We start from the raw sequence: 20,198 nt of genomic DNA, 5'->3' as shown, positions 1-20,198 counted from the left end.
AATGTTGAAATCCCCCCGGATTCGCTGGGCCGGGGCGCTGCTCGGCGCCGCCCTGCTTACCACTGGACCCACCCTCACCGGCTGCTCGTCAGGAGAAGGAGGCGGGACGGACAAGGTCACGTTGACGTACCGGCTCTGGGACGACCAGCAGAAGGCCGGCTACGAGAAGGTCATGGCGGCCTTCGAGAAGGCCAACCCCGGCATCGACGTCACGATCGAGCTGCTGCCGTACGACCAGTACTGGACGAAGCTCACCGCCGACGTGGTCGCGGGCACCGCGCCGGACGTGTTCTGGATGACGCCCACCCAGTTCCCCGAGTTCGTCACCAAGGGCGTCCTGTCGCCGGTCCAGGTGGACACGGCGAAGTACCACCAGACCGTCGTCGGCTCCTTCACCTACGAAAGCAAACTGTACGGCGTCCCGAAGGACTGGGGGATCGTCGGCCTGCTCTACAACAAGGACCTGTTCAAGCAGGCCGGCGTGGAGATGCCGGACAAGCTCACCTGGACGGCCGACGGCACCGGCACCCTGCTCGACACGGCACGCAAGCTCACCGCGGACGAGGCCGGCAAGCACCCCGGCGAGGCCGGCTTCGACCCCGCCAAGGTCAAGACGTACGGCTTCGCCTCCTGGAACCACTACCAGACCCAGTGGATGAACTGGGTCGGCTCCAACGGCGGCAAGCTCGTCGACAAGCCCTTCGGCAAGTACGTCTTCAACGACCCGGCCTCGGTGCAGGCCCTGCAGTTCGGCGTGGACCTGGTCAACAAGCACCACGTGTCCCCGCCGGCCACCCAGACGAACCCGCCCACCGGCAAGGTCACCGACATGTTCAAGGCAGGCCAGATCGCGATGTTCCCCGCCAACAACGCGCTGCTGCCGTTCGTGGCCCCCGAGGCGACGTTCGAGGTGGGCGTCGCGCTCATGCCGGAAGGCCCGGCAGGCCGCTCGGTCAACCTCAACGGCCTGGCCGAGGCCGTCTACGCCAAGAGCGAGCACCCGCAGGAGGCCATGAAGCTGGCCGCCTACCTCGGCACCGAGGAGCCGCAGAAGATCATGGCCGACGGCGGCTACGTCTTCCCGGCACTCAACGGCCTCTCCCAGGGCTACGTCGACTACTGGAAGGCCAAGAAGGTCGACGTCTCGCCGTTCGTCGAGGAGGCGGAGGGGTCCACCTTCCCCCTGCCGGTCACCACCGGCTTCACGGGCTTCGAGACGAAGCTTAATCAGATATTCAACGAGATGTACCTCGGCAAACTCTCTCCGCAAGAAGCCGCAGACCAGGCTGTCGCCGCAGGTAACGCCACCCTCGAGTAAGGACCCCCATGATCACCCGGCGTTCACTTTTCGCCGGGGGCGCAAGCCTGGGCATTTCCGCCGCACTGGGTGCAGAACCCGTGCGTGCGGCGGCCCGCCGCGCCCCTCTGTCCGACCCCTTTCAGCTTGGCGTCGCCTCGGGCGAGCCCACGCCCGACGGCGTGGTGCTCTGGACCCGGCTCGCCATGGACCCGATCGCGCTCGACGGCCTCGGCGGCATGCCGAGCCGTGCGGTCCCCGTCCAGTGGGAGCTCGCCAAAGACGAAAAGTTCCGGCATGTCGTACGTCGCGGCGTCGAGCTCGCCCGCCCCGACGCCGCCCACAGCGTGCACGTCGAGCTCGAGGGCCTCGCGCCTGGCGCCGAGTACTTCTACCGCTTCAAGGCCGAGAAGGAGATCAGCCCGGCCGGCCGCACCCTCACCGCTCCCGCCCCCGGCACCCGCAGCCGGCCGCTGAACCTGTCGTTCACCTCGTGCGCCGACTACCAGACCGGCTGGTTCACCCCGTACCGCAGGATGGCCGAGGACCAGCCCGACCTGATCGCCTTCCTCGGCGACTACATCTACGAGTACGGCGACTACAAGTACCCGGTCCGCGACCAGGCCGGTGGAGAGTGCCTCGACCTGGCCGGCTACCGGGTGCGTCACGCCCAGCACAAGGCCGACCCGGAGTCCCAGCTGGCGCACGCCATCGCGCCGTGGGTCGTGGTGTGGGACGACCACGACATCGAGAACGCCTGGGCCGCCGACGTACCCGAGCAGCCGGACCCGCCGTTCCTCAAGCGCCGCGCCGACGCCTTCCAGGCGTACTACGAGAACATGCCGCTGCGCCGCGCCCAGAAGCCGGACGGCGCGGCGCTCAAGCTCTACCGCAGCATCCGCTGGGGCGCGGTCGCCAACCTGCACCTGCTCGACACCCGCCAATACCGCGACCTGTACGCCTGCACCGGCAGGAGCGGCACGGTCGGCCCCGACTGCCTGGACCGCTTAGAGCCCAACAGGACGCTGCTCGGCCGCGACCAGGAGGCCTGGCTCGACGGCGAGCTGAAACGTTCGCGCGCCACCTGGGACCTGCTCGGCCAGCAGGTCTTCTTCATGGAGATGGACTGGGCCAACGGCCCTGGCAAGGGCTACTCGAACGAGGGCTGGGACGGCTACGTCGCCTCCCGCAACCGCCTGACCGCCGCCTTCGACGCCTACCAGCGCAACGCCGTCGTGCTCACCGGCGACGTGCACTCCCACTGGGCCGGCGAGATCAAGCGCGACCACCAGGACCCCGAGTCGAAGTCCGTCGCCGTCGAGCTGGTCACGACCTCGGTGACGAGCGCGGGCAACGGCCTGGACGAGTACCCCAACACGCAGATCCTGCTGGATGAGAACCCGCACGTGAAGTTCTTCAACGGCCGCCGCGGCTACGTCCGGACCACGATCACGCAGCAGGAGATGAAGGTGGACTTCCGCTCGCTGTCGCGCATCACCGAGCCGTACGCCCCGGCCTACACCTCCGGCTCGTTCGTCGTCGAGCCGGGCAACCCCCGACTCAACCCCGCCTGAAAGGACCGCCATGCGCACCATCACGGCCGCCGCCGCGGCGGCCCTCCTCGCCCTGCCCTTCGTCCCCTTATCCAGCGCCGCCGAAGCCGCTGTCGCCGGAGCTCGGCCGCCGATGGGCTGGAGCAGCCGCTCGCTCGGCTGCTCGGTTTCGGAGTCGTCGATGCGGCAGGCCGCCGACGCCCTCGCGCCCCTCGCCCCGCTCGGCTATCGGTACGTCATCGTCGACGACTGCTGGCTCGCCCCGCAGCGCGCGGCCGGCGCACTCGTCCCGGACCCCGCCCGCTTCCCCGGCGGCGTCAAGGCGCTCGCCGACTACCTGCACGGCAAGGGCTTGAAGCTCGGCCTCAGCCTGTCGGCCGGCACCAAGGCCTGCTCCGGCGGCGGCCCCGGCTCTTACAAGAGCGAGGCCGCCGACGCCGCCCAGGTCAAGGAGTGGGGCGTCGACTACGTCAAGTACGACTGGTGCTCCATCCCCACGGCCGACTTCCCCGGCCAGAACGTGCAGCAGATCGCCCAGGCCCTCTTCCCGCGCATGCGCCAGACCCTCGGCGGCGACGTCGTGTTCGCCATGAACAACGAGGACGGCAGCACCGTCCCGTGGCTCTGGGGCAAGGACGCGGGCGCCACGACCTGGCGTACCAACGTCTACAACCGGCCGATCGCCGACGCGTACGCCACCATGGTCGACATCTGGGAGTTCAACCAGCTCAGGGCCGAGTACGCGGGACCCGGCAGCTGGGCAGACCCCGACCTCGTCCAGGCCGGGCGCGGCGGAATGACCGACACCGAATACCGCACCCAGGTCACGCTCTGGGCCATGGGCGCCGCCCCGCTCATCCTGCAGGCCGACCCGGCCAAGGCGCCCGCCGCGATCGTCGCCAACCCCAAGGTGATCGCCGTCGACCAGGACTCGCTCGGCGCCCACGGCCGGCTCGTCAAGAGCGACGGCTGGTACCACGTGCTGTCCAAGCCCCTCGCGAACGGCGACCGGGCGATCGCGCTGTTCAACGAGAGCGACCGCGCCGCTACGATCTCCACCCGGCTCGGCGGCTCCCGCTACCGGGTCGAGGAGTTGTGGACCGGCGCGGTCACCTCGTCGGCCGGCGAGCTATCGGGCCAGGTGCCCGCGCACGGGGCCGTGCTCTACCGGGTGGCCGAGAGCCGCGAGCAGGCGCCGCCGCTGGTGACGTTCGAGGCCGACCCGCCCGCCTTCCTCGGCCAGGACCGGCCGTCGGTGCTGGAGCCCGGCCGGACCGGCGAGATCGTCACCCGGGTCACGAACACGGGCGCCACCGGCCGGCTGCGCGACGTCGAGGTGACGGCATCCGCGCCGGCGGGATGGCAGGTCGCCGCCCGCACGCCGGCCCGGACGAGCCGGCTCGACGGCGGCGAGACGTTCACCGTGACATGGGCCGTCACCCCGCCTGCCGACGCCGCGCTCCAGAACCACGACCTGACCTTCGCCACGGGCGGCCAGAGCGCGACAGCCGTCGTGACCGTCGCCAAGGCGCCGGGATCGGGGCGGACATACCTGAGCGACCTGACCTGGACCAGCGCCAAGAACTACTTCGGCCCGGTCGAGAAGGACACCAGCAACGGCGAGCGGGCAGCCGGCGACGGCCGGCCGATCACCATCGAGGGCGCCACGTACGCCAAGGGCCTCGGCACCCACTCGCCCGCCGAGATCGAGTACTACGCCGGCGGGCGCTGCTCGACGGTCGAGTTCCAGGCCGGGATCGACGACGAGGTCGGCGCGGCCGGCTCCGCCGGGTTCGAGGTCTGGGCCGACGGGGGCAGGGTGGCCTACTCGGGCCTGGTCACCGGGGCCATGCCCGCCCGCAAGGTCACCGCGTCCATCGAGGGCGCCCGCTTCATCCGGCTGGTCGCGACCAACGGCGGCGACAACGCCACCTCCGACCACGCCGACTTCGCCGACGCCACCATCACCTGCAAGTAGCAAGGAGAGTTGATGATCGTTCCCAAGCCGGTGCAGCACGAGTCCAGGCCGGGCTCGTTCGTCCTCGACAGCCGGGCCACGCTCAACGCCGATCCGGCGCTCGCCGAGGTGGCGGCCTGGCTACGAGGCGAGCTGGCCCCCGTCACAGGCGGCGAGCTGCTGCCCGGCTCGGGGACGATCACTCTCACGCTCGGCGATCTGCCGCCGGAGGCGTACCGGCTGACCGTCGGGCCACGGGCCGAGATCGTCGCGGGCGGGCCCGCAGGGGCGTTCTACGGGGCGCAGACGTTCCGGCAGCTGCTGCCTCCCGCCGCCTTCAGGAAGGCCGCGACCGGCCCCTTCACGGCGCCCGGCGCGTATGTGGAGGACGCGCCGCGGTTCCCGTGGCGCGGCTGCCTCCTCGACGTCGCCCGGCATTTCATGACCAAGCATGACGTGCTGCGCTTCATCGACCTGCTGGCCCTGCACAAGCTCAACGTGCTGCACCTGCACCTCACCGACGACCAGGGCTGGCGGATCGAGATCAAGCGCTACCCCCGGCTGACCGAGGTCGGGGCCTGGCGCAGGGAGAGCCAGACCGGCTGGAACGGCGCGATGGACGGCCGCCCGCACGGCGGCTACTACACCCAGGACGACATCAGGGAGATCGTCGCCTACGCCGCGCGGCGGCACGTCACGGTCGTCCCCGAGATCGACCTGCCGGGGCACACGCAGGCCGCCATCGCCGCCTACCCGGAGCTCGGCAATCTCGGCACGCCGCTGGAGGTGCGGACCACCTGGGGCGTCGGCGTGAACGTGCTCAACGTCGAGGACACCACGATCGAGTTCTTCCAGAACGTGCTCGACGAGGTGCTGGAGCTGTTCCCCAGCCCGTACGTCGTGCTCGGCGGCGACGAGTGCCGCAAGGACCAGTGGCAGGCCGGCCCGGCCGCGCAGCGGCGGATGGCCGAGCTGGGGCTGCGGGACGAGGAGGAGCTGCAGAGCTGGTTCATTCACCGGTTCGACGACTACCTGACCGAGCGCGGCCGCAGGCTGGTCGGCTGGGACGAGATCCTCGAGGGTGGCCTGGCGCCCGGCGCGGTGGTCGCCTCCTGGCGCGGCGAGCTGGGCGCGGTGGCCGCCGCCAGGAGCGGGCACGACGTGATCAACTGCTCCAACACGAGCCTCTACCTGGACTACCGGCAGGGGCCGGGGGAGGAGGAGCCCGCTCCGTTCGGGACGGTGCTGACCTTGGAGGACGTCTACGCCTTCGAGCCCGTCCCCGAGGAACTGCGCGGCGACCCGGCCGCCGCCCGGGTCCTCGGCGCCCAGTGCGGGATCTGGACCGAGCTGATCGACTCCAGCCGGCACGTCGACTACATGGCCTTCCCCCGGCTCGCCGCCTTCGCCGAGACCGTGTGGAGCCCAGCCGAGCGCGACCTGGCCGGCTTCCGCGAGCGGCTGGCCGCGCACCTGCCCCGGCTGGAGGCCATCGGCGTGGAGTACCGGCGCGCCGCCGGCCCGCTCCCCTGGCAGCGGCGGCCGGGCGTGCCGGGACGGCCCGAGGACCCGGAGGGGTGGCAGGCCAAGCTCGACGCCTGGACCAGCAACCTCCGCACGCTCTAAAGGTGAACGGGGCCGCCGCTGCGCCAGTAGACGTTGTCCTCCCTGGACAGCAGCCCCTCGTCCACCAGATAGCGTCGCAGGGCAGCGTGGTCGTCGTGGAAGGCCCGCAGCGCCACGTTCACGTCCTTCTCGGGGTAACGCACCCCCGGCTCGAACACCATGGCGATGTAGCGCAGCACGACAAGGCGCTTGTCGCGCCGCATCGCCAGGGTCGTCAGCCGCCCGTCCACCAGGAACGTGCGCAACACCCGCTCCTCGGCGGTCAACTCCGCGGCCGGCTCGGCGCGTGCCCGCAGCAGCTCCCTGAACCGCTCGGGCCTCGCCCGCCACTTGCCGCTCTCGTCACAGACCGCCAGTCCGCCGCCGGCCAGCTTGTGGAGCGCCTTGGGGGAGAGCCCTTCGCTGTCGCCGAGCACGAGGGAGGCGAAGGCCCGTAACGTGTCGTCCTGGTAGAGCAGCCCGAGGACGCGCCTGATCTCTTCGTCGCTCACCCCTACCATTTTGTCCCATGATCTCAGCACTCATCCTGGCGGCCGCGGTCGCCATCCCGAACAACTTCCTCCTGTACGAGAAGGCCGCCGCGACAAAGGACGACGACCCCGAGACCAGCTGGTCCGCCAGCAGCAAGAAGTCGGCCAGGTTAGTCGTCAACCCGTGCCAGAAAGCCAAGCTCGGACAGAGCGGGCGCACGGCGGCCAGGACGCTCACCTACACGGCGGTGCCCGACTACGCCAAGTCGGAGCAGGTGGTCCTCTACGCGTCGGCGGCGGCCGCGGGCAAGGCCCTGCGGGACCTGGAGGCCGCCCTGCGCGTCTGCGGTACCAAGAGCTACCGCTACTCCGCCACGTCCGTGAGCCTCGGCGACAAGGCGCTGAAGGTGACCGGCCAGGCCTACCAGGGGAAGAAGGCGGCCATCGGCGGCGAGCGGGCCGTCGTCGCCCGCCGCGCCAACGCCCTGATCGTCTACACCGTGTCCGGCGAGTGGGGCAAGCCCGCCGCCTCCGACTTCAAGCAGCAGACGAAGGACGCCACACGGATCCTCGCCAAGATCTGCACTGTCGCCGACTGCTGACCGCGGGAAATGTCTCGATCTTGCGACATTGCCATGACATGACACCGACGTTGGCCGGAAGACACTGAATTGACAGGCGTGTGCCGGGGCGCCCTTGCCAGTCCGTTCCGGCACACGGCTTGTCACATCTAGAGCCGGTTGAGCCCCTGCACGTGCAGGACGGCCCGGCCTTCCTCATCCGACGCGGCCAGGTCCACCTGGGCGTCGATGCCCCAGTCCCCATCGCCGGCCGGGTCCTTGATCGTCTGGCGTAGCTTCCAGAACCCGCTCTCCTCCTCGATCCGCAGCAGCGCGGGCCCGCGCGCGTCGGCGTCGGTGAAGATCTCCTCGTGGTCGGCGTAGTACGCGTCCAGCGCCGCGCCCCAGTCCACGTCCGGAGCGAGCTCCTCCAGCTCCTCCTCCTTCTCCAGCGCGCACAGCTCGACCAGCCGGAACATGGCGTTGCGCACCAGCACGCGGAAGGCCCTCGGGTTGGCCGTGACCGGGCGTACCTTGGCCTCGAGCTGCTCCTGCTTCTCCAGCGCCTCGGCCGGGTTGGCCAGCTTCTCCCACTCGTCGATCAGCGACGAGTCGACCTGCCGCACCAGCTCGCCCAGCCACTCGATCAGGTCCACCAGGTCGTCGGTCTTGAGGTGCTCGGGCACCGTGCGCGACAGCGTCCGGTAGGCGTCGGCCAGGTAACGCAGCACCGTGCCCTCGGAGCGGGCCAGCTCGTAGAACTGGATGTACTCGCCGAACGTCATCGCCCGCTCGTACATGTCGCGGATCACGGACTTCGGGCTGACGGTGTAGTCGCCCACCCACGGATGCCCGCGCCGGTAGGTCTCGTACGCGCCGAGCAGCAGATCCTCCAGCGGCATCGGGTACATGACCTCGGCCAGCTGCTCCATCCGCTCCTCGTACTCGATGCCGTCGGCCTTCATCTGCGCGACGGCCTCGCCCCTGGCCTTCTTCAGCTGGGCCGACAGGATCTGCCGTGGGTCGTCGAGGATGGACTCCACGATCGAGACCATGTCGAGCGCGTACGACGGCGACTCGCGATCCAGCAGGTCGAACGCCGCCAGCGCGAACGTCGACAGCGCCTGGTTGAGCGCGAAGTCCTCCTGCAGCTCGATCGTCAGCCGGGCCCTGCGCCCCTGCTCGTCCGGCTCCTTGAACTGCTGCACGATGCCGCCGGCCAGCAGCGACCGGTAGATGGCGATGGCCTGGCTGATGTGCCGGCGCTGCCACTTGCGGTCCTCGTGGTTGTCGGTCAGCAGGTGCTTCATCGCCTGGAAGCAGTCGCCCGGCCGGTTGATGACCGCCAGCAACATCGCGTTGGTGACCTTGAAACGCGAGGCGAGCGGCTCGGGCTCGGCCTCCTGCAACTTCTGGAACGTGTCCTCGCTCCACCCGACGAAACCCTCCGGCGGCTTCTTGCGGGCGTAGCCGCGCCGCCGCTTCGGGTCGTCGCCGATCTTGGCGAGGGCCTTGGCGTTCTCGACGTCGTGCTCGGGGGCCTGGCAGGCCACGTAGCCGATCGTGTCGAAGCCGGCCCGGCCGGCCCGCCCGGCGATCTGGTGGAACTCGCGGGCCCGCAACCGGCGCACCTTGTTGCCGTCGTATTTGGACAGCGCCGTGAACAACACCGTCCTGATCGGCACGTTGACGCCCACGCCCAGCGTGTCGGTGCCGCAGATGACCTTCAGCAGGCCCGCCTGGGCCAGCCGCTCCACCAGGCGGCGGTATTTCGGCAGCATGCCCGCGTGGTGCACGCCGATGCCGTGGCGGACCAGCCGCGACAGCGCCCGCCCGAACCTGGTCGTGAAGCGGAACCCGCCGATCAACGTGGCGATCGCCTCTTTCTCGGCCTTTGTCGCCATGTTGATCGACATCAGGGACTGGGCCCGCTCCATGGCGGCGGCTTGGGTGAAGTGCACGACGTAGACCGGCGCCTGCCCGGTCTTGAGCATCTCCTCCAGCGTCTCGTGCAGCGGGGTCATCCGGTAGGAGTAGACCAGCGGCACGGGCCTCTCGGCGTGCTTGACCACGGACGTCGGCCGCCCCGTGCGCCGGGTCAGGTCACGCTCGAACATCGACATGTCGCCGAGCGTGGCCGACATCAGGATGAACTGCACGTTGGGCAGCTCCAGCAGCGGCACCTGCCACGCCCACCCGCGGTCGGGCTCGGCGTAGAAGTGGAACTCGTCCATCACGACCTGGCCGATGTCGGCGGCGGCGCCGTCGCGCAGCGCCACGTTGGCCAGGATCTCGGCGGTGCAGCAGATGATCGGCGCGCCCGGGTTGACGCTGGCGTCGCCGGTCATCATGCCGACGTTCTCGGTGCCGAAGATCGCGACCAGGTCGAAGAACTTCTCCGACACCAGCGCCTTGATCGGCGCGGTGTAGAACGTGCGCATGTCCCGCGTCAGCGCGGCGAAGTGGGCGCCCGCGGCGACCAGCGACTTGCCCGAGCCCGTCGGCGTGGCCAGGATCAGGTTGCTGCCGGAGACGACCTCGATGAGCGCCTCCTCCTGGGCGGGATAGAGCGTGAGCCCCCGCTCGGCGTTCCAGGCGACGAACGCGTCGAAGATGGCGTCGGGATCGGCATCGATCTCTTCGGGCAGGCGGTCAACGAGAAGGCTCACGTATCTATCCTGCCGAAGATTGCACGGTGGTCGAACCCGGTTCTCTTACACCCGGGCTCTCGGTGCCGTCAGGAGGAGCCCACCCAGCACGGCCAGCACGGCCAGGAACGGTCCGCCGCCGGGTGCGAACCCGCCGACCGTCAGCGTCAGCACCCCGCCGCCGACCAGCGTCGCCGCCGCGAGCGTACCGCCCCACCCGGCCGCACCGTACGGCAGCGCGGGCGGCGTCTCGAACCTGGCGAACACCTTCGTCAGCGGCCACATGACCAGGCACAGCAGCCCGAACCAGAGCGGCCACCCGGCCCACCAGAACGTGCTGCCCGGCGCCGGCGTGTCGATCCCTGTCAGCACCACCACCAGACCGGTCACCACGAACAGGGCCGGCATGTGCCACAGGTACACCGTCATGATCCGCGGCCCTGCCCAGGCCAGCAGCCGGCGGGTGCGCAGCCGCACCAGCCACGGCCGCAGCAGCACGGCAAGGCCGACCTGCCCGGCGCCCACGGCCAGCATGGCCAGGGTGGGCGGCGCCATGTTCGACACCTCGGCCCCCGGCAGCCCGATCATGCTTCCCGGGTACGGCCCGTACGCCACCAGCAGCGCCGCCGCCCCGAACCCGCCCGCGGCCAGCGCCCATGCATGGCGCAGCCGCCCGTCGGCGTAGAAGAAGCCCAGCTGGTGCACGGCCAGCCACACGAACACCACGTTCATGAAGCCCACAGCCTCGAACCCGGCCGAGAACCGCGCCACGTCCGTCACGACCGCCCCGGCCGCCAGCGCCGCGGGCACCCGCCAGCCGTGCCGCTCGTGCAGGCGCAGCGCGTACGGCGTGGCCAGGACGGCGATCAGATAAACGGCGAGGAACCACAGCAGCTGGCCGGTCAGCCGCGCTCCCACCTCCAGCGGCTGCTCGGGCACCCCCAAGGTGAGCAGCACGTGGGGGAGCGGAATCCACACGGCCGCCAGCGGCAGCAGCGGCCAGGCCAGCCGTCGCAGCCGCGCCGCCACCCACAGCGGAGCGCCCGCGGCCGAGCGGCCGAAGCTGATCGCGTTCGCCGCGCCGCCCGCGAAGAACACCAGCGGCATCACCTGGCTGAGCCAGGTCACCACCCACACGCCCGGGGTCGCCAGCGCGTTCCCCGTGGTCAGCCGGACACCGTCATAGGACAACACGGGAATCGTCCAGTGCTGGAACACGATGAGCGCCATGCCCAGCACGCGCAGCAGATCGATGAACGGGTCCCGCGTCGCAGCCGGCTTGGCGCGCGGTTCCGCGGCCACGGCTACGGGGCGGTCCAGCAGGACGGTCATGGGGAGCCTCGATTCGGGGGGAGCGGATGGCTCAAGGCTCTCGCCGGAGGGGCCGCGGCACAGTGACGCAAGCTGCCGTCTCGCAGTCGGATCGCACCACTGGGCGGGGTAGGGCTGGCCCTACCCCCACAGACCGGTGCACCTTCTCGTCACGTCCCAGGCGAAGCCCTACCGTGAAGGTCATGCGCTCCCTGACAAGGCGTGTCCTCCTCGACACCCGCTACACGCTGGTCGGCTTTCCCACGGCCGTCATCGGCTTCGTCCTCATGATCGCCGGCTTCTCGGCCGGCGTGGGCACCGCGGTCGTGTGGATCGGCGTGCCGCTGCTGGCCGGCACGCTGATGGTCGCCCGCGGCTTCGCGGACGCGGAGCGCGGCTGGCTGTCCGACGTGCTCAAGCGGCCCCCCGTCCGGCCGCGCTACAAGCCCGCCCCGCCCGGCGCGGGCCGCTTCCGCCGGCTGATCAACCCGCTGACGAGCGGCCAGTCCTGGCTCGACCTGCTGCACGGCATCCTGAACTTCCCGTTCGCGATCCTGTCGTTCGTGCTCACGGTCGTGTTCTGGGCGATCCCTCTGGCCGGGCTGACGTGGCCGGTGTACGGGTTCATCACCATGCGGATCCCCGGCAACACGGAGCTGCCCGAACTGCTCGGCCTCGGCGACGGCTACGTCGTCAACTCGGTCTTCTACCTCTCCATCGGCCTGGTCTCCACGCTGCTCATGCCGGTCATGGTGCGCGGGGCCGCACTGATCAGGGCCGGGCTCGGGCGGGCGCTGCTGACCGGGGTGGCCGAGCTGCAGGAGCGCATCGACGACCTGGCCGAAGGCCGCGCCGCCGCCGTGTCCGCCGAGGCCAACGCGCTGCGCAAGCTGGAGCGCGACATCCACGACGGGCCGCAACAGCGGCTGGTGTCGCTGGCCATGGAGCTGTCCAGGGCGCAGCGGCAGCTGGCCAAGGACCCGGAGGCAGCGCAGGCCACGATCAAGTCGGCGATCAGCGCCACCCGCGAAACGCTCGACGAGCTGCGGGCGCTCTCACGCGGCATCGCCCCGCCCATCCTGTCCGACCGCGGGCTCGCGCCCGCGCTGGCCGCCCTGGCGGGGCGCTGCACCGTACCCGTCGACCTGGACGTGCAGACCGTCGAGCGCTACCAGGCCGCCACCGAGAACGCCATCTACTTCGTCTGCGCCGAGACCCTCACCAACGTGGCCAAACACAGCCGCGCCACTATCTGCACGGTCCAGCTGCAGCGCATCGGTGGCGTGCTCATGCTCACGATCGGGGATGATGGGGTCGGCGGCGCGCACGTCGCCAAGGGACATGGACTCGCCGGGCTGGCCGACCGGCTCCGCGCCGTGGACGGGGAGCTGACCGTGCAGTCGCCGGACGGCGGGCCGACACTGATCGTGGCGGAGGTGCCGTGCGGGTAGTCGTGGCCGATGATGCGGTCCTGATCAGGGAGGGCCTGGTCAGGCTCCTGGAGGAATTCGGCTGCGAGGTGGTCGCGACCGTCGGGGACGGCGACGCCCTCGTCGCGGCGATCGACGAGCACAAGCCCGACGTGTCGGTGGTCGACGTGCGGATGCCGCCGTCGTTCACCGACGAGGGGCTCAAAGCGGCGGTCGAGGCGCGGCGCAGGGTGCCGGGAGCGCCCGTGCTGATCCTGTCGCAGTACGTCGAGGTCTCCTACGCCGACGACCTGCTCGCCGACGCCCGGGGCGCGGTGGGCTACCTGCTGAAGGACCGGGTCGTGGACGTCGACGAATTCCTGGAGGGCCTGCGGCGGGTGGCCGCAGGCGGGACCGTGTTCGACCCGCAGGTGGTGTCCCAGTTGATGGTGCGCAGGCGCAGGGACGACCCGTTGGCGCAGCTGACGCCGCGCGAGCGCGAGGTGCTCGGGCTGATGGCCGAGGGGAAGTCCAATCCGGCCATCGGGCGGCAACTCGTGATCAGTGACGGAGCCGTGGAGAAGCACATCAGGAGCATCTTCAACAAGCTCGGTCTCTACGCGGAGGACGGCGACCAGCATCGCCGGGTTCTGGCCGTGCTGACCTACCTGCGTTCCTGACTGAAAGCGGGGGTCCCTCGGTTCGGCCCGCCGGATGAGCGGGGCGGCTCGCCGCTCTCCGGCCCCTCCTGACCTGTCGAGGGTCGCCGGCCGGTCCGCGCGGCTCCGCGCGCGGACCTGGCCGCCCGGCATCAGCCGAGCGCTTCGACCAGCTTCTTGCGCTGCTGGGCGCCCAGGCCGCCGAGGCGGCGCTTCTCGTCGACGCCCGCCTCCTCCATCAGCGCGGTGGCCTTGGCCGGACCGACGCCCTTGACGGCACGCAGCGCCTGCGACACCTTGATCTTCTTCGCGATGTCGTCGTCGCGCTCCAGCAGCTGCGAGAACGTCAGCTCGCCGGCCTTGACCTTCGCCAGCAGGGCGGTGCGGGCGGCGCGGGCCTCAGCGGCCTTGGCCAGAGCCGCTTGACGCTGCTCGGGGGTGAGAGTGGGAAGTGCCATCTCTGTCTCTCCTCGGGGAGTTAACGATCGGGATTCTGTTACCCGTGGTGCAGTGGCTAATCATGGCGGATACCAGCGGTGTGTGTTGCGGAAAGCGCTCGCTCAACGTGTCCGCCACACCACCGAGGCCGCTTCGGCGCACGCCACGTCCTGCGCGACCGTGCCTCCGCTGACTCCTACGCCGCCGACCACGCGTTCTCCCTCACCGTAGTCCGCCCACAGCGGGATGCCACCTCCTATGCCGACAAATCCCTCTCCCGGCAGGCCCGCCAGCTCCCCTCCGCGGGCCATGTGCCTGGCCACGTCGGCGGTGTCCCTGCGCAGGGCCACCGAGGTGTACGCCTTGCCCGGCGCGAGCGCCGGTCCCGAGATCTCCGCACCGTCCATACGCTGGAAAGACACCAGATTTCCGCCCTCGTCCACGACCGCGACGGAGATCGACGCGCCCTCCCTGGTGGCCTGCCTCACGGCCGCCTCGGTCATGCGGAGCGCGAGCTCAAGATTCACGCGTTTCGTCCCTCGGTCATGATTCTTTCGCGCATCGGACCCTTCCATGGGTACAGGCCCGCGACGCGCCCCGGCAAGATCGCTCAGCGAGAGGGTGATGAGGTGTGTTATGGCGGGCTTTCCCCGGCAACGTGGAATTCATCACATTTCGCCGGTCGGGCGTGTCGCGGCCCTGGTCAGGGTGTCCGCGCGCCACAGGCCGAGGCCTTCCGGGGTGAGGAACGCGTCGAAGACCGACTCCATGGCACCCAGAAGCGAGCCGCGCCAGGCCAGGGGCGAGCCCTCGATGCGCGGCGGGTGGTCGCGGCGGATCGCCATCAGGCCCGGCCGGCAGGCCGCCATGAGGGCGTCCCCGGCCCGCTCGTACAGCTCGACGCCGTGGCCCGACAGGGTGACCGCCTCGGGGTCGTGGGCGTTGACGAGGGCGGCGATGCCGCGGCCCAGGGCGCGGGCGTTCGCGGCCACCGCCTCCCCGCTCGTGGCCAGCACGTGCTCGGCCTGCTCGCGGCCCCGGCCGCCGCCGTAGGCCAGGCCGACGTGGCGCAGCAGGGCGTTCGCGCCGACGTCCATGCTCCAGCAGCCGACGGCGCCGCACATGCAGGGGCGGCCGCCGCCGGTGAGCGGCATGTGCCCGAACTCGGCGCCGGCGCCGCTCGCGCCGCCCAGGGGCCGGCCGTCCACGACGAGCACGCCGCCCAGGTCGAAGTCGACGTGCAGGTGCAGCCCGACCCGCACCCCCTGGAGTCGCCCGCGCCGCGCCTCGGCGAGCGCCGCGAACGCGGTGTCGTTACCGACGACGAGCGCCACCCCGCCCGCCCGCGCCTCGGGCGCCGCCGAAGGGGCGCCTTTCCGCTCATCCGCCGCCGAAGGGCCGCGGACTTCGGGGGCGGGCCGTGGGGTGAGGCCGAGGAGGCCGGGCACGTCGACCGAGCGCCAGCTCAGGTGGGCGATGTCCACCAGGCCGCCGTGGCGGACCGGGCCCGCGAGCGCGACCCCGACCCCGATCACCCGGTGCCCGAGCCGCTCCCGCTCGGCGGCGATGGCCTCGCCCAGGAGGCCGAGCGCGTTCTCCGGCGTGCCGTCGTGCGGGCGTACGGCCAGGACCGTCACGCGCCCGCCCAGCTCGCACGCCGCCAGCTCCCAGGCGTCCTCGCGCACGTCCACGGCCAGGGCGAGAGGGCCGCGCGGATGCGGGCCCGGCACCTGCGTCGGCCGGCCCCGAGCATGCTCCGGGGCCGGCTCCTCATGCACTAGCTCGTCCTCCACCAGCCCCGCGACCAGCACGGACGCCGTCCCTCTCGCGAGCCGCAGGTCGCGGGTCAGCTGGGACCTGGTGCGCGTGGCGCCGCAGTCGTGCACGGCACGCATCAGCCTGACCCGGTTGTGCGCGCGTAGTTCGCCACTGGTTGTAGCTCCACTCACGGAACACAGTTTATGCTCTAGCCGTGAACAAAAGCATCATTGACGCCAGACGTGCACGTGTCGGAATTTTCGGGTTCTTCTTCCTTGCCGGTTTGGTCATGGGTCTGTGGGCGGCCGGACTGCCCTCGCTGAACGACCGGCTCGACCTCGGCCCGGCCCGGCTCGGCAGCGTCCTGCTGCTGATCTCGGGTGGGGCGCTGGTGTCGATGCTGGCGGCCGGGCCGCTGGTGGACCGGTGGTCGAGCCGGCGCGTGTGCTGGATCGCCGGGCCCTTCTCCGGCCTGGTGCTGCTCGGGCCGGCGCTCGCGTCGTCGTACTGGGCCCTGGCGGTGCTCGCGGTCGTGTTCGGGATCGGGCTGGGGGTGACCGAGGTCGGTATGAACGCCCATTCCGTCGAAGTCGAGCGCCGCTACGGGCGGCCGATCATCTCCGCCTTCCACGGGACGTGGAGCCTGGGCGGTGCCGCCGGGGGCGCGCTGACCTCGCTGATCCTGCAAGCAGGGGTGGATGCCCAGGTGCTGCTGGTGGTGGCGGCGGTGGTGGTGCCGTTCCTGTACGTTCCCGCGGCATGGCTGCTGCTGCCCGACGCGCCCGAGCAGGCCTCGGCCGAGTCCGGCGTCGAGCAGGGGGGCTCGTCGCTGGGGTGGGGGCTCATCGCGCTGCTCGGGCTGGCCGCCTTCGCCGGGCACCTGAGCGAGGGCGCGGCCATCGACTGGGCGGCGCTGCATGCCCGGTGGGTGCTGGAGACCGATCCGGCCGCGGCGCCGCTGGCGTACACGATCTTCTCCGTGGCCATGACGACCGTGCGGCTGCTGGGTGACCCGATCAGGGCGCGGCTCGGCTCCGTGCGCACCATCCAGCTGGCCGGGCTGTTCGCCACCGTCGGGTACGTGCTCGTCCTCGTCGCGCCGCTGACCGGGGAGACGCTGCGGGTGGCGTGCGCGTGGACCGGGTGGGCACTGGCCGGGGTAGGACTGGCCACCGTGGTGCCGGTGCTGTTCAGCGCGGTGGGCGCGGCCGGCGGCCGGGTCGGGCGGGCCCTGGCCATGGTGACGGCCTTCGGGTATTCCGGGCTCCTGTTGGGGCCGGCCGTGCTGGGGTACGTGGCGGAGGCGTCGTCGCTGCCGGTCGCCTTGATCATCCCCGCGGTGCTGGCCGCCGTGGTGACGCTCGCCGGCATGCCCGCCATCCGCTCCCTGCTCCGCCTCTCGATCCCCGCCACTCCCGTCCCCGAGCCGGTCCGCGACTGATCCCTTGCTCGCGCCACCCCCAGCGTGCCACTCGATCGGTTTCCCGCACGTGCTGCCGCTCACCGTGTTCTTCGGTCCCTTCCCACGACGACCGCCGCCGACGTGCGGCGAGCGGCGAGGGGCAGAGGGCACGTGGCGGCGTGCGGGAAATGGGGCCGGCTGCCGTCCCGGGGGTGGCGGTTTGCCTTTGAGGGCGATGACCTGGTGTTATGCGATCGTGACTTGACCTGCAAGTTACATCCAGATTTCATATGGCCACGCCGTAAACGTTTACAGGAAAGGCACTGTAAACGTTTACACCGATGGAAGGGACTACCTTGGGCGACGGACCCACGATCAACACGATCGCCGAGCGTGCCGGAGTCTCGATCGCCTCCGTCTCGCGGGTGCTGAACGGCCTGCCGACCAGGCAGGAGACGGTGCGCAAGGTGATGGCGGCCGCCGACGAGCTCGGCTATGTGCGCAACGCCGTGGCCAGGTCGCTCAAGTCCCGCCGTACCCACCAGGTGGCCTTCGCCATGGCCGACGTGGGCAACCCCGCCTACCTGGCGATGTTGCGCGAGATCCAGCCGGTCTTGAAGGCCGCCGGATACCGGCTCGTGCTGCACTCCACCGACGCCGTCGTGGCCGACGAGATCGACGTGCTGCACAGCCTGGGCGAGCGGTACGTGGACGGGCTGATCATGAGCCCGCTGCGGGTCACCGAGGCCCACCTGGAGATGCTGGCCGCCGCCAGGGCCCCCGTCGTGATCATCGGCTCGGTGCCCGAGGGTACGCGGGTGGACAACGTACGCGCCGACTCGCGCACGGGCGTCAAGCTCGCCATCGACCATCTGCACGAGCTCGGCCGCCGCCGCATCGGCATGATCAACGGCCCCCTCGACACGGTGCCCGGCGCCGCCCGCGGGGCCGCGTACCAGGAGGCGCTCGGCGACCTCGGCCTGCCCTACGACGAGGACCTCGTGCAGATCGGCGACTTCTACCGCGCGGAAGGGGCCCGCGCGGTGGCGGCGCTGCTCGCCCGGGTCCCCGACGTGGACGCGCTGATGTGCGCCAACGACCTGATCGCCCTCGGCGCGCTGGACGTGCTGCGGGCCGCGGGCCGCCGGGTGCCTGACGACGTGGCGGTGGTCGGCATGGACGACACCGACCTGGCCGCGGCGTCCTGGCCGTCGCTGACCAGCGTGTCGCTCGGCTCGGCCGAGCGTGGCAAGGCCGCCGCCGAGCTGCTGCTCGACCGGCTGCAGGGCGGCGACCGCGAGCCCCGGGTGGTCACCGTGCCGCCCCGCCTCGTCATACGCGCCTCCACGCGCCCAGAGGAAGGGGGCGCGGCGTGACGGCGACCGCGACCAGGCCCGCGCCGCCGCGCCGCTCGCACGGGCGGCCCAGGGGAATCTCGCGCAAGACCCGCGAGATGTGGCTGCTCATGCTGCCCGCCCTGGTGCCGGTGCTGCTGTTCAGCGTGGGCCCGCTGCTCTACGGCATCGGCCTGGCCTTCACCGACGCCCGCAACACCCGCAACCACGAGACGAGCTTCGTCGGCCTGGAGAACCTCTGGGAGCTGCTGAGCGCGGCCGACTTCTGGTCCTCCTTCCGCATCGGCATGATCTGGGCCGTCTCGGTGACCGCGCTGCAGTTCCTGGCCGCGCTGGGCCTGGCGCTGCTGCTCAACGAGAACCTGCGGTTCAGGGGCGTGGCCCGGGTGCTGGCGGTGGTGCCGTGGGCCATGCCGCCGGTGGTCATCGGCCTGATGTGGCGGCTCGTCTACCACCCCGACGCGGGCATACTCAACAGCCTGCTCGGCACCGAGATCAACTGGCTGGCCGACTTCTCGCTCGCGCTGCCCGCGATCATCGTGGTCGGCGTCTGGACCGGCATGCCGCAGACCACGGTCGTCCTGCTGGCCGGCCTCCAGAGCATCCCCAAGGAGCTGTACGAGGCCGGCGAGGTGGACGGCGCGAGCCGCTGGCGGCGGTTCTGGAACATCACCCTGCCGCAGCTGCGCCCGGTGATCGTGGCGATCACCTCGCTCGACTTCGTGTGGAACATCAACCAGTTCGGCCTGGTCTACGTGCTTACGCAGGGCGGACCCGGCGGCCAGACGCGGCTGCCGATGTTGTTCGCCTACGAGGAGGCGTTCCGCTACCGGTTCGCCGGCTACGCCTCGATGCTCGGCCTGGCCATGGCGATCGTCGTGCTCGCGGTGCTCGGCCTGTACCTGTGGCGCCAGATGAGGGAGGCCCGATGAGACGCGCGTCGCAGTACGCCGCGCTGGCCGCGTACATCGTCTTCCTGGCCTTCCCGCTGGTCTGGTTGCTGTCCACGGCACTGAAGACGCCGCAGGAGATGGCGCTGGCCGACCCGACGTGGATCCCGCGCGAGCCGACCCTCGCCAACTTCACCGACGCGTTCGGCGAGCAGGACCTCGTGGGCGCGGCCGTGCGCAGCCTGGGCGTGGCGCTGGCCAGCAGTGTGATCACGGTGCTGATCTCGCTGCCCGCCGCGTACGCCATGGCCCGCTATCGCGGCCTGGTCAACAAGATCGCGATCGGGTGGGTGCTGGTCAGCCAGGTGTTCCCGTTCATCCTGATCATCATCCCGCTCTTCATGATCCTGCGTGATCTGGAGCTGGTGAACACGCTGCCCGGCCTGGTGGTCGTGCACGTGACCTTCACGCTGCCGTTCGCGCTGTGGATGTTGCAGGGTTACGTGCGCGCGGTGCCGGTCGAGCTGGAGGAGGCCGCGGCCGTGGACGGCGCCACCCGGCTGCGCTCGATCGTCAAGGTCGTGGCGCCGCTGCTCGCGCCGGGCGTGGTGGCCACGTTGCTGTTCGCGTTCATCTCGTCCTGGAACGAGTTCATGTTCGCGCTCGTCGTCCTGCAGAACCCCGACGTCATGACGCTCCCGCTCACGCTGGTGAGGTTCACCGGCCCGGAGGGGGTGGCCAGGCTCGGCCCGCTGGCCGCGGCGTCGCTCATGGCGACGATCCCGAGCCTGATCTTCTTCGCAATCATTCAGCGGCGACTGAAGTCCGGCCTGATGGCCGGCGCCGTCAAGGGCTAGGAGGCTCA

The 20,198-nt window shown here is 70.8% G+C and carries 17 protein-coding genes; 11 read left to right on the top strand and 6 right to left on the bottom strand.

The features are described 5' to 3' along the window. Position 1: 1 nt before the first annotated feature. The 4 genes from ACTWPT_RS54100 to ACTWPT_RS54085 all read left to right on the top strand — a co-directional run bounded on the left by ACTWPT_RS54100 (position 2) and on the right by ACTWPT_RS54085 (position 6,433). Positions 2-1,318: an ABC transporter substrate-binding protein gene (locus tag ACTWPT_RS54100; RefSeq protein WP_443185381.1), complete on the top strand. Its 1,317-nt coding sequence runs from the start codon at positions 2-4 to the stop codon at positions 1,316-1,318. An 80-nt stretch (positions 1,319-1,398) separates the two neighbouring features. After that, positions 1,399-2,871, top strand: a complete 1,473-nt coding sequence (locus tag ACTWPT_RS54095; protein WP_443185380.1) for an alkaline phosphatase D family protein — start codon at positions 1,399-1,401, stop codon at positions 2,869-2,871. A 10-nt stretch (positions 2,872-2,881) separates the two neighbouring features. Beyond that, the gene (locus ACTWPT_RS54090) at positions 2,882-4,828 is read left to right on the top strand and encodes an NPCBM/NEW2 domain-containing protein (protein WP_443185379.1); all 1,947 of its coding nucleotides are present in this window, start codon (positions 2,882-2,884) and stop codon (positions 4,826-4,828) included. A 12-nt stretch (positions 4,829-4,840) separates the two neighbouring features. Further along, positions 4,841-6,433, top strand: a complete 1,593-nt coding sequence (locus ACTWPT_RS54085; RefSeq protein ID WP_443185378.1) for a beta-N-acetylhexosaminidase — start codon at positions 4,841-4,843, stop codon at positions 6,431-6,433. On the opposite strand, the gene ACTWPT_RS54080 is transcribed toward ACTWPT_RS54085, so the two are convergent. Continuing rightward, positions 6,430-6,933 carry a DUF2087 domain-containing protein gene (locus ACTWPT_RS54080; RefSeq protein ID WP_443185377.1) on the bottom strand — a complete coding sequence of 168 codons (504 nt, stop codon included), beginning with the start codon at positions 6,931-6,933 and terminating at the stop codon, positions 6,430-6,432. The genes ACTWPT_RS54085 and ACTWPT_RS54080 overlap by 4 nt on opposite strands. An 8-nt stretch (positions 6,934-6,941) precedes the next feature. Here ACTWPT_RS54080 and ACTWPT_RS54075 point away from each other — a divergent pair, with 8 nt between their 5' ends. Further along, positions 6,942-7,505, top strand: coding sequence for a sensor domain-containing protein (locus ACTWPT_RS54075; protein WP_443185376.1), 564 nt, complete (start codon positions 6,942-6,944; stop codon positions 7,503-7,505). A gap of 128 nt (positions 7,506-7,633) precedes the next feature. Here ACTWPT_RS54075 and ACTWPT_RS54070 read toward each other — a convergent pair whose 3' ends face one another. Further along, on the bottom strand, positions 7,634-10,132 hold the full coding sequence (locus ACTWPT_RS54070) for a DEAD/DEAH box helicase (RefSeq protein ID WP_443185375.1): 2,499 nt from the start codon (positions 10,130-10,132) through the stop codon (positions 7,634-7,636). Positions 10,133-10,177: 45 nt separating this feature from the next. Beyond that, positions 10,178-11,443, bottom strand: coding sequence for an acyltransferase family protein (locus ACTWPT_RS54065; RefSeq protein WP_443185374.1), 1,266 nt, complete (start codon positions 11,441-11,443; stop codon positions 10,178-10,180). A 182-nt stretch (positions 11,444-11,625) separates the two neighbouring features. Between ACTWPT_RS54065 and ACTWPT_RS54060 the strand changes: the two genes are divergently transcribed. Both ACTWPT_RS54060 and ACTWPT_RS54055 read left to right on the top strand, forming a co-directional pair. Then, positions 11,626-12,873, top strand: a complete 1,248-nt coding sequence (locus ACTWPT_RS54060) for a sensor histidine kinase (RefSeq protein WP_443185373.1) — start codon at positions 11,626-11,628, stop codon at positions 12,871-12,873. Next, positions 12,864-13,511 (top strand): response regulator transcription factor, encoded by a 648-nt coding sequence (locus ACTWPT_RS54055; RefSeq protein ID WP_443185372.1) that lies wholly within the window; start codon positions 12,864-12,866, stop codon positions 13,509-13,511. The genes ACTWPT_RS54060 and ACTWPT_RS54055 overlap by 10 nt, the downstream gene beginning before the upstream one ends. 131 nt (positions 13,512-13,642) lie before the next feature. Here ACTWPT_RS54055 and mihF read toward each other — a convergent pair whose 3' ends face one another. From mihF to ACTWPT_RS54040, 3 genes are all read right to left on the bottom strand, one after another. Further along, positions 13,643-13,948, bottom strand: coding sequence for an integration host factor, actinobacterial type (gene mihF, locus ACTWPT_RS54050; protein ID WP_020547234.1), 306 nt, complete (start codon positions 13,946-13,948; stop codon positions 13,643-13,645). A gap of 102 nt (positions 13,949-14,050) precedes the next feature. Further along, the gene (locus ACTWPT_RS54045; protein ID WP_443185371.1) at positions 14,051-14,455 is read right to left on the bottom strand and encodes a GlcG/HbpS family heme-binding protein; all 405 of its coding nucleotides are present in this window, start codon (positions 14,453-14,455) and stop codon (positions 14,051-14,053) included. A gap of 141 nt (positions 14,456-14,596) precedes the next feature. Next, a complete protein-coding gene (locus tag ACTWPT_RS54040; protein WP_443185370.1) occupies positions 14,597-15,877 on the bottom strand; it encodes an ROK family protein in 1,281 nt (426 codons plus the stop codon). Positions 15,878-15,900: 23 nt separating this feature from the next. Between ACTWPT_RS54040 and ACTWPT_RS54035 the strand changes: the two genes are divergently transcribed. From ACTWPT_RS54035 to ACTWPT_RS54020, 4 genes are all read left to right on the top strand, one after another. After that, a complete protein-coding gene (locus ACTWPT_RS54035; protein WP_443185369.1) occupies positions 15,901-17,127 on the top strand; it encodes an MFS transporter in 1,227 nt (408 codons plus the stop codon). Positions 17,128-17,429: 302 nt separating this feature from the next. Further along, a complete protein-coding gene (locus tag ACTWPT_RS54030; protein ID WP_443185368.1) occupies positions 17,430-18,464 on the top strand; it encodes a LacI family DNA-binding transcriptional regulator in 1,035 nt (344 codons plus the stop codon). Further along, positions 18,461-19,375 carry a carbohydrate ABC transporter permease gene (locus ACTWPT_RS54025; RefSeq protein ID WP_443185367.1) on the top strand — a complete coding sequence of 305 codons (915 nt, stop codon included), beginning with the start codon at positions 18,461-18,463 and terminating at the stop codon, positions 19,373-19,375. Before ACTWPT_RS54030 ends, ACTWPT_RS54025 begins: the two co-directional genes overlap by 4 nt. Next, on the top strand, positions 19,372-20,190 hold the full coding sequence (locus ACTWPT_RS54020) for a carbohydrate ABC transporter permease (RefSeq protein WP_443185366.1): 819 nt from the start codon (positions 19,372-19,374) through the stop codon (positions 20,188-20,190). The genes ACTWPT_RS54025 and ACTWPT_RS54020 overlap by 4 nt, the downstream gene beginning before the upstream one ends. Positions 20,191-20,198 lie beyond the last annotated feature (8 nt).

It is taken from the genome of Nonomuraea sp. 3N208 (assembly GCF_052245935.1).
Lineage (GTDB): Bacteria > Actinomycetota > Actinomycetes > Streptosporangiales > Streptosporangiaceae > Nonomuraea.
Note: the sequence above shows the minus strand (reverse complement) of the source record. Positions and strands in the feature narration are given on the sequence as shown.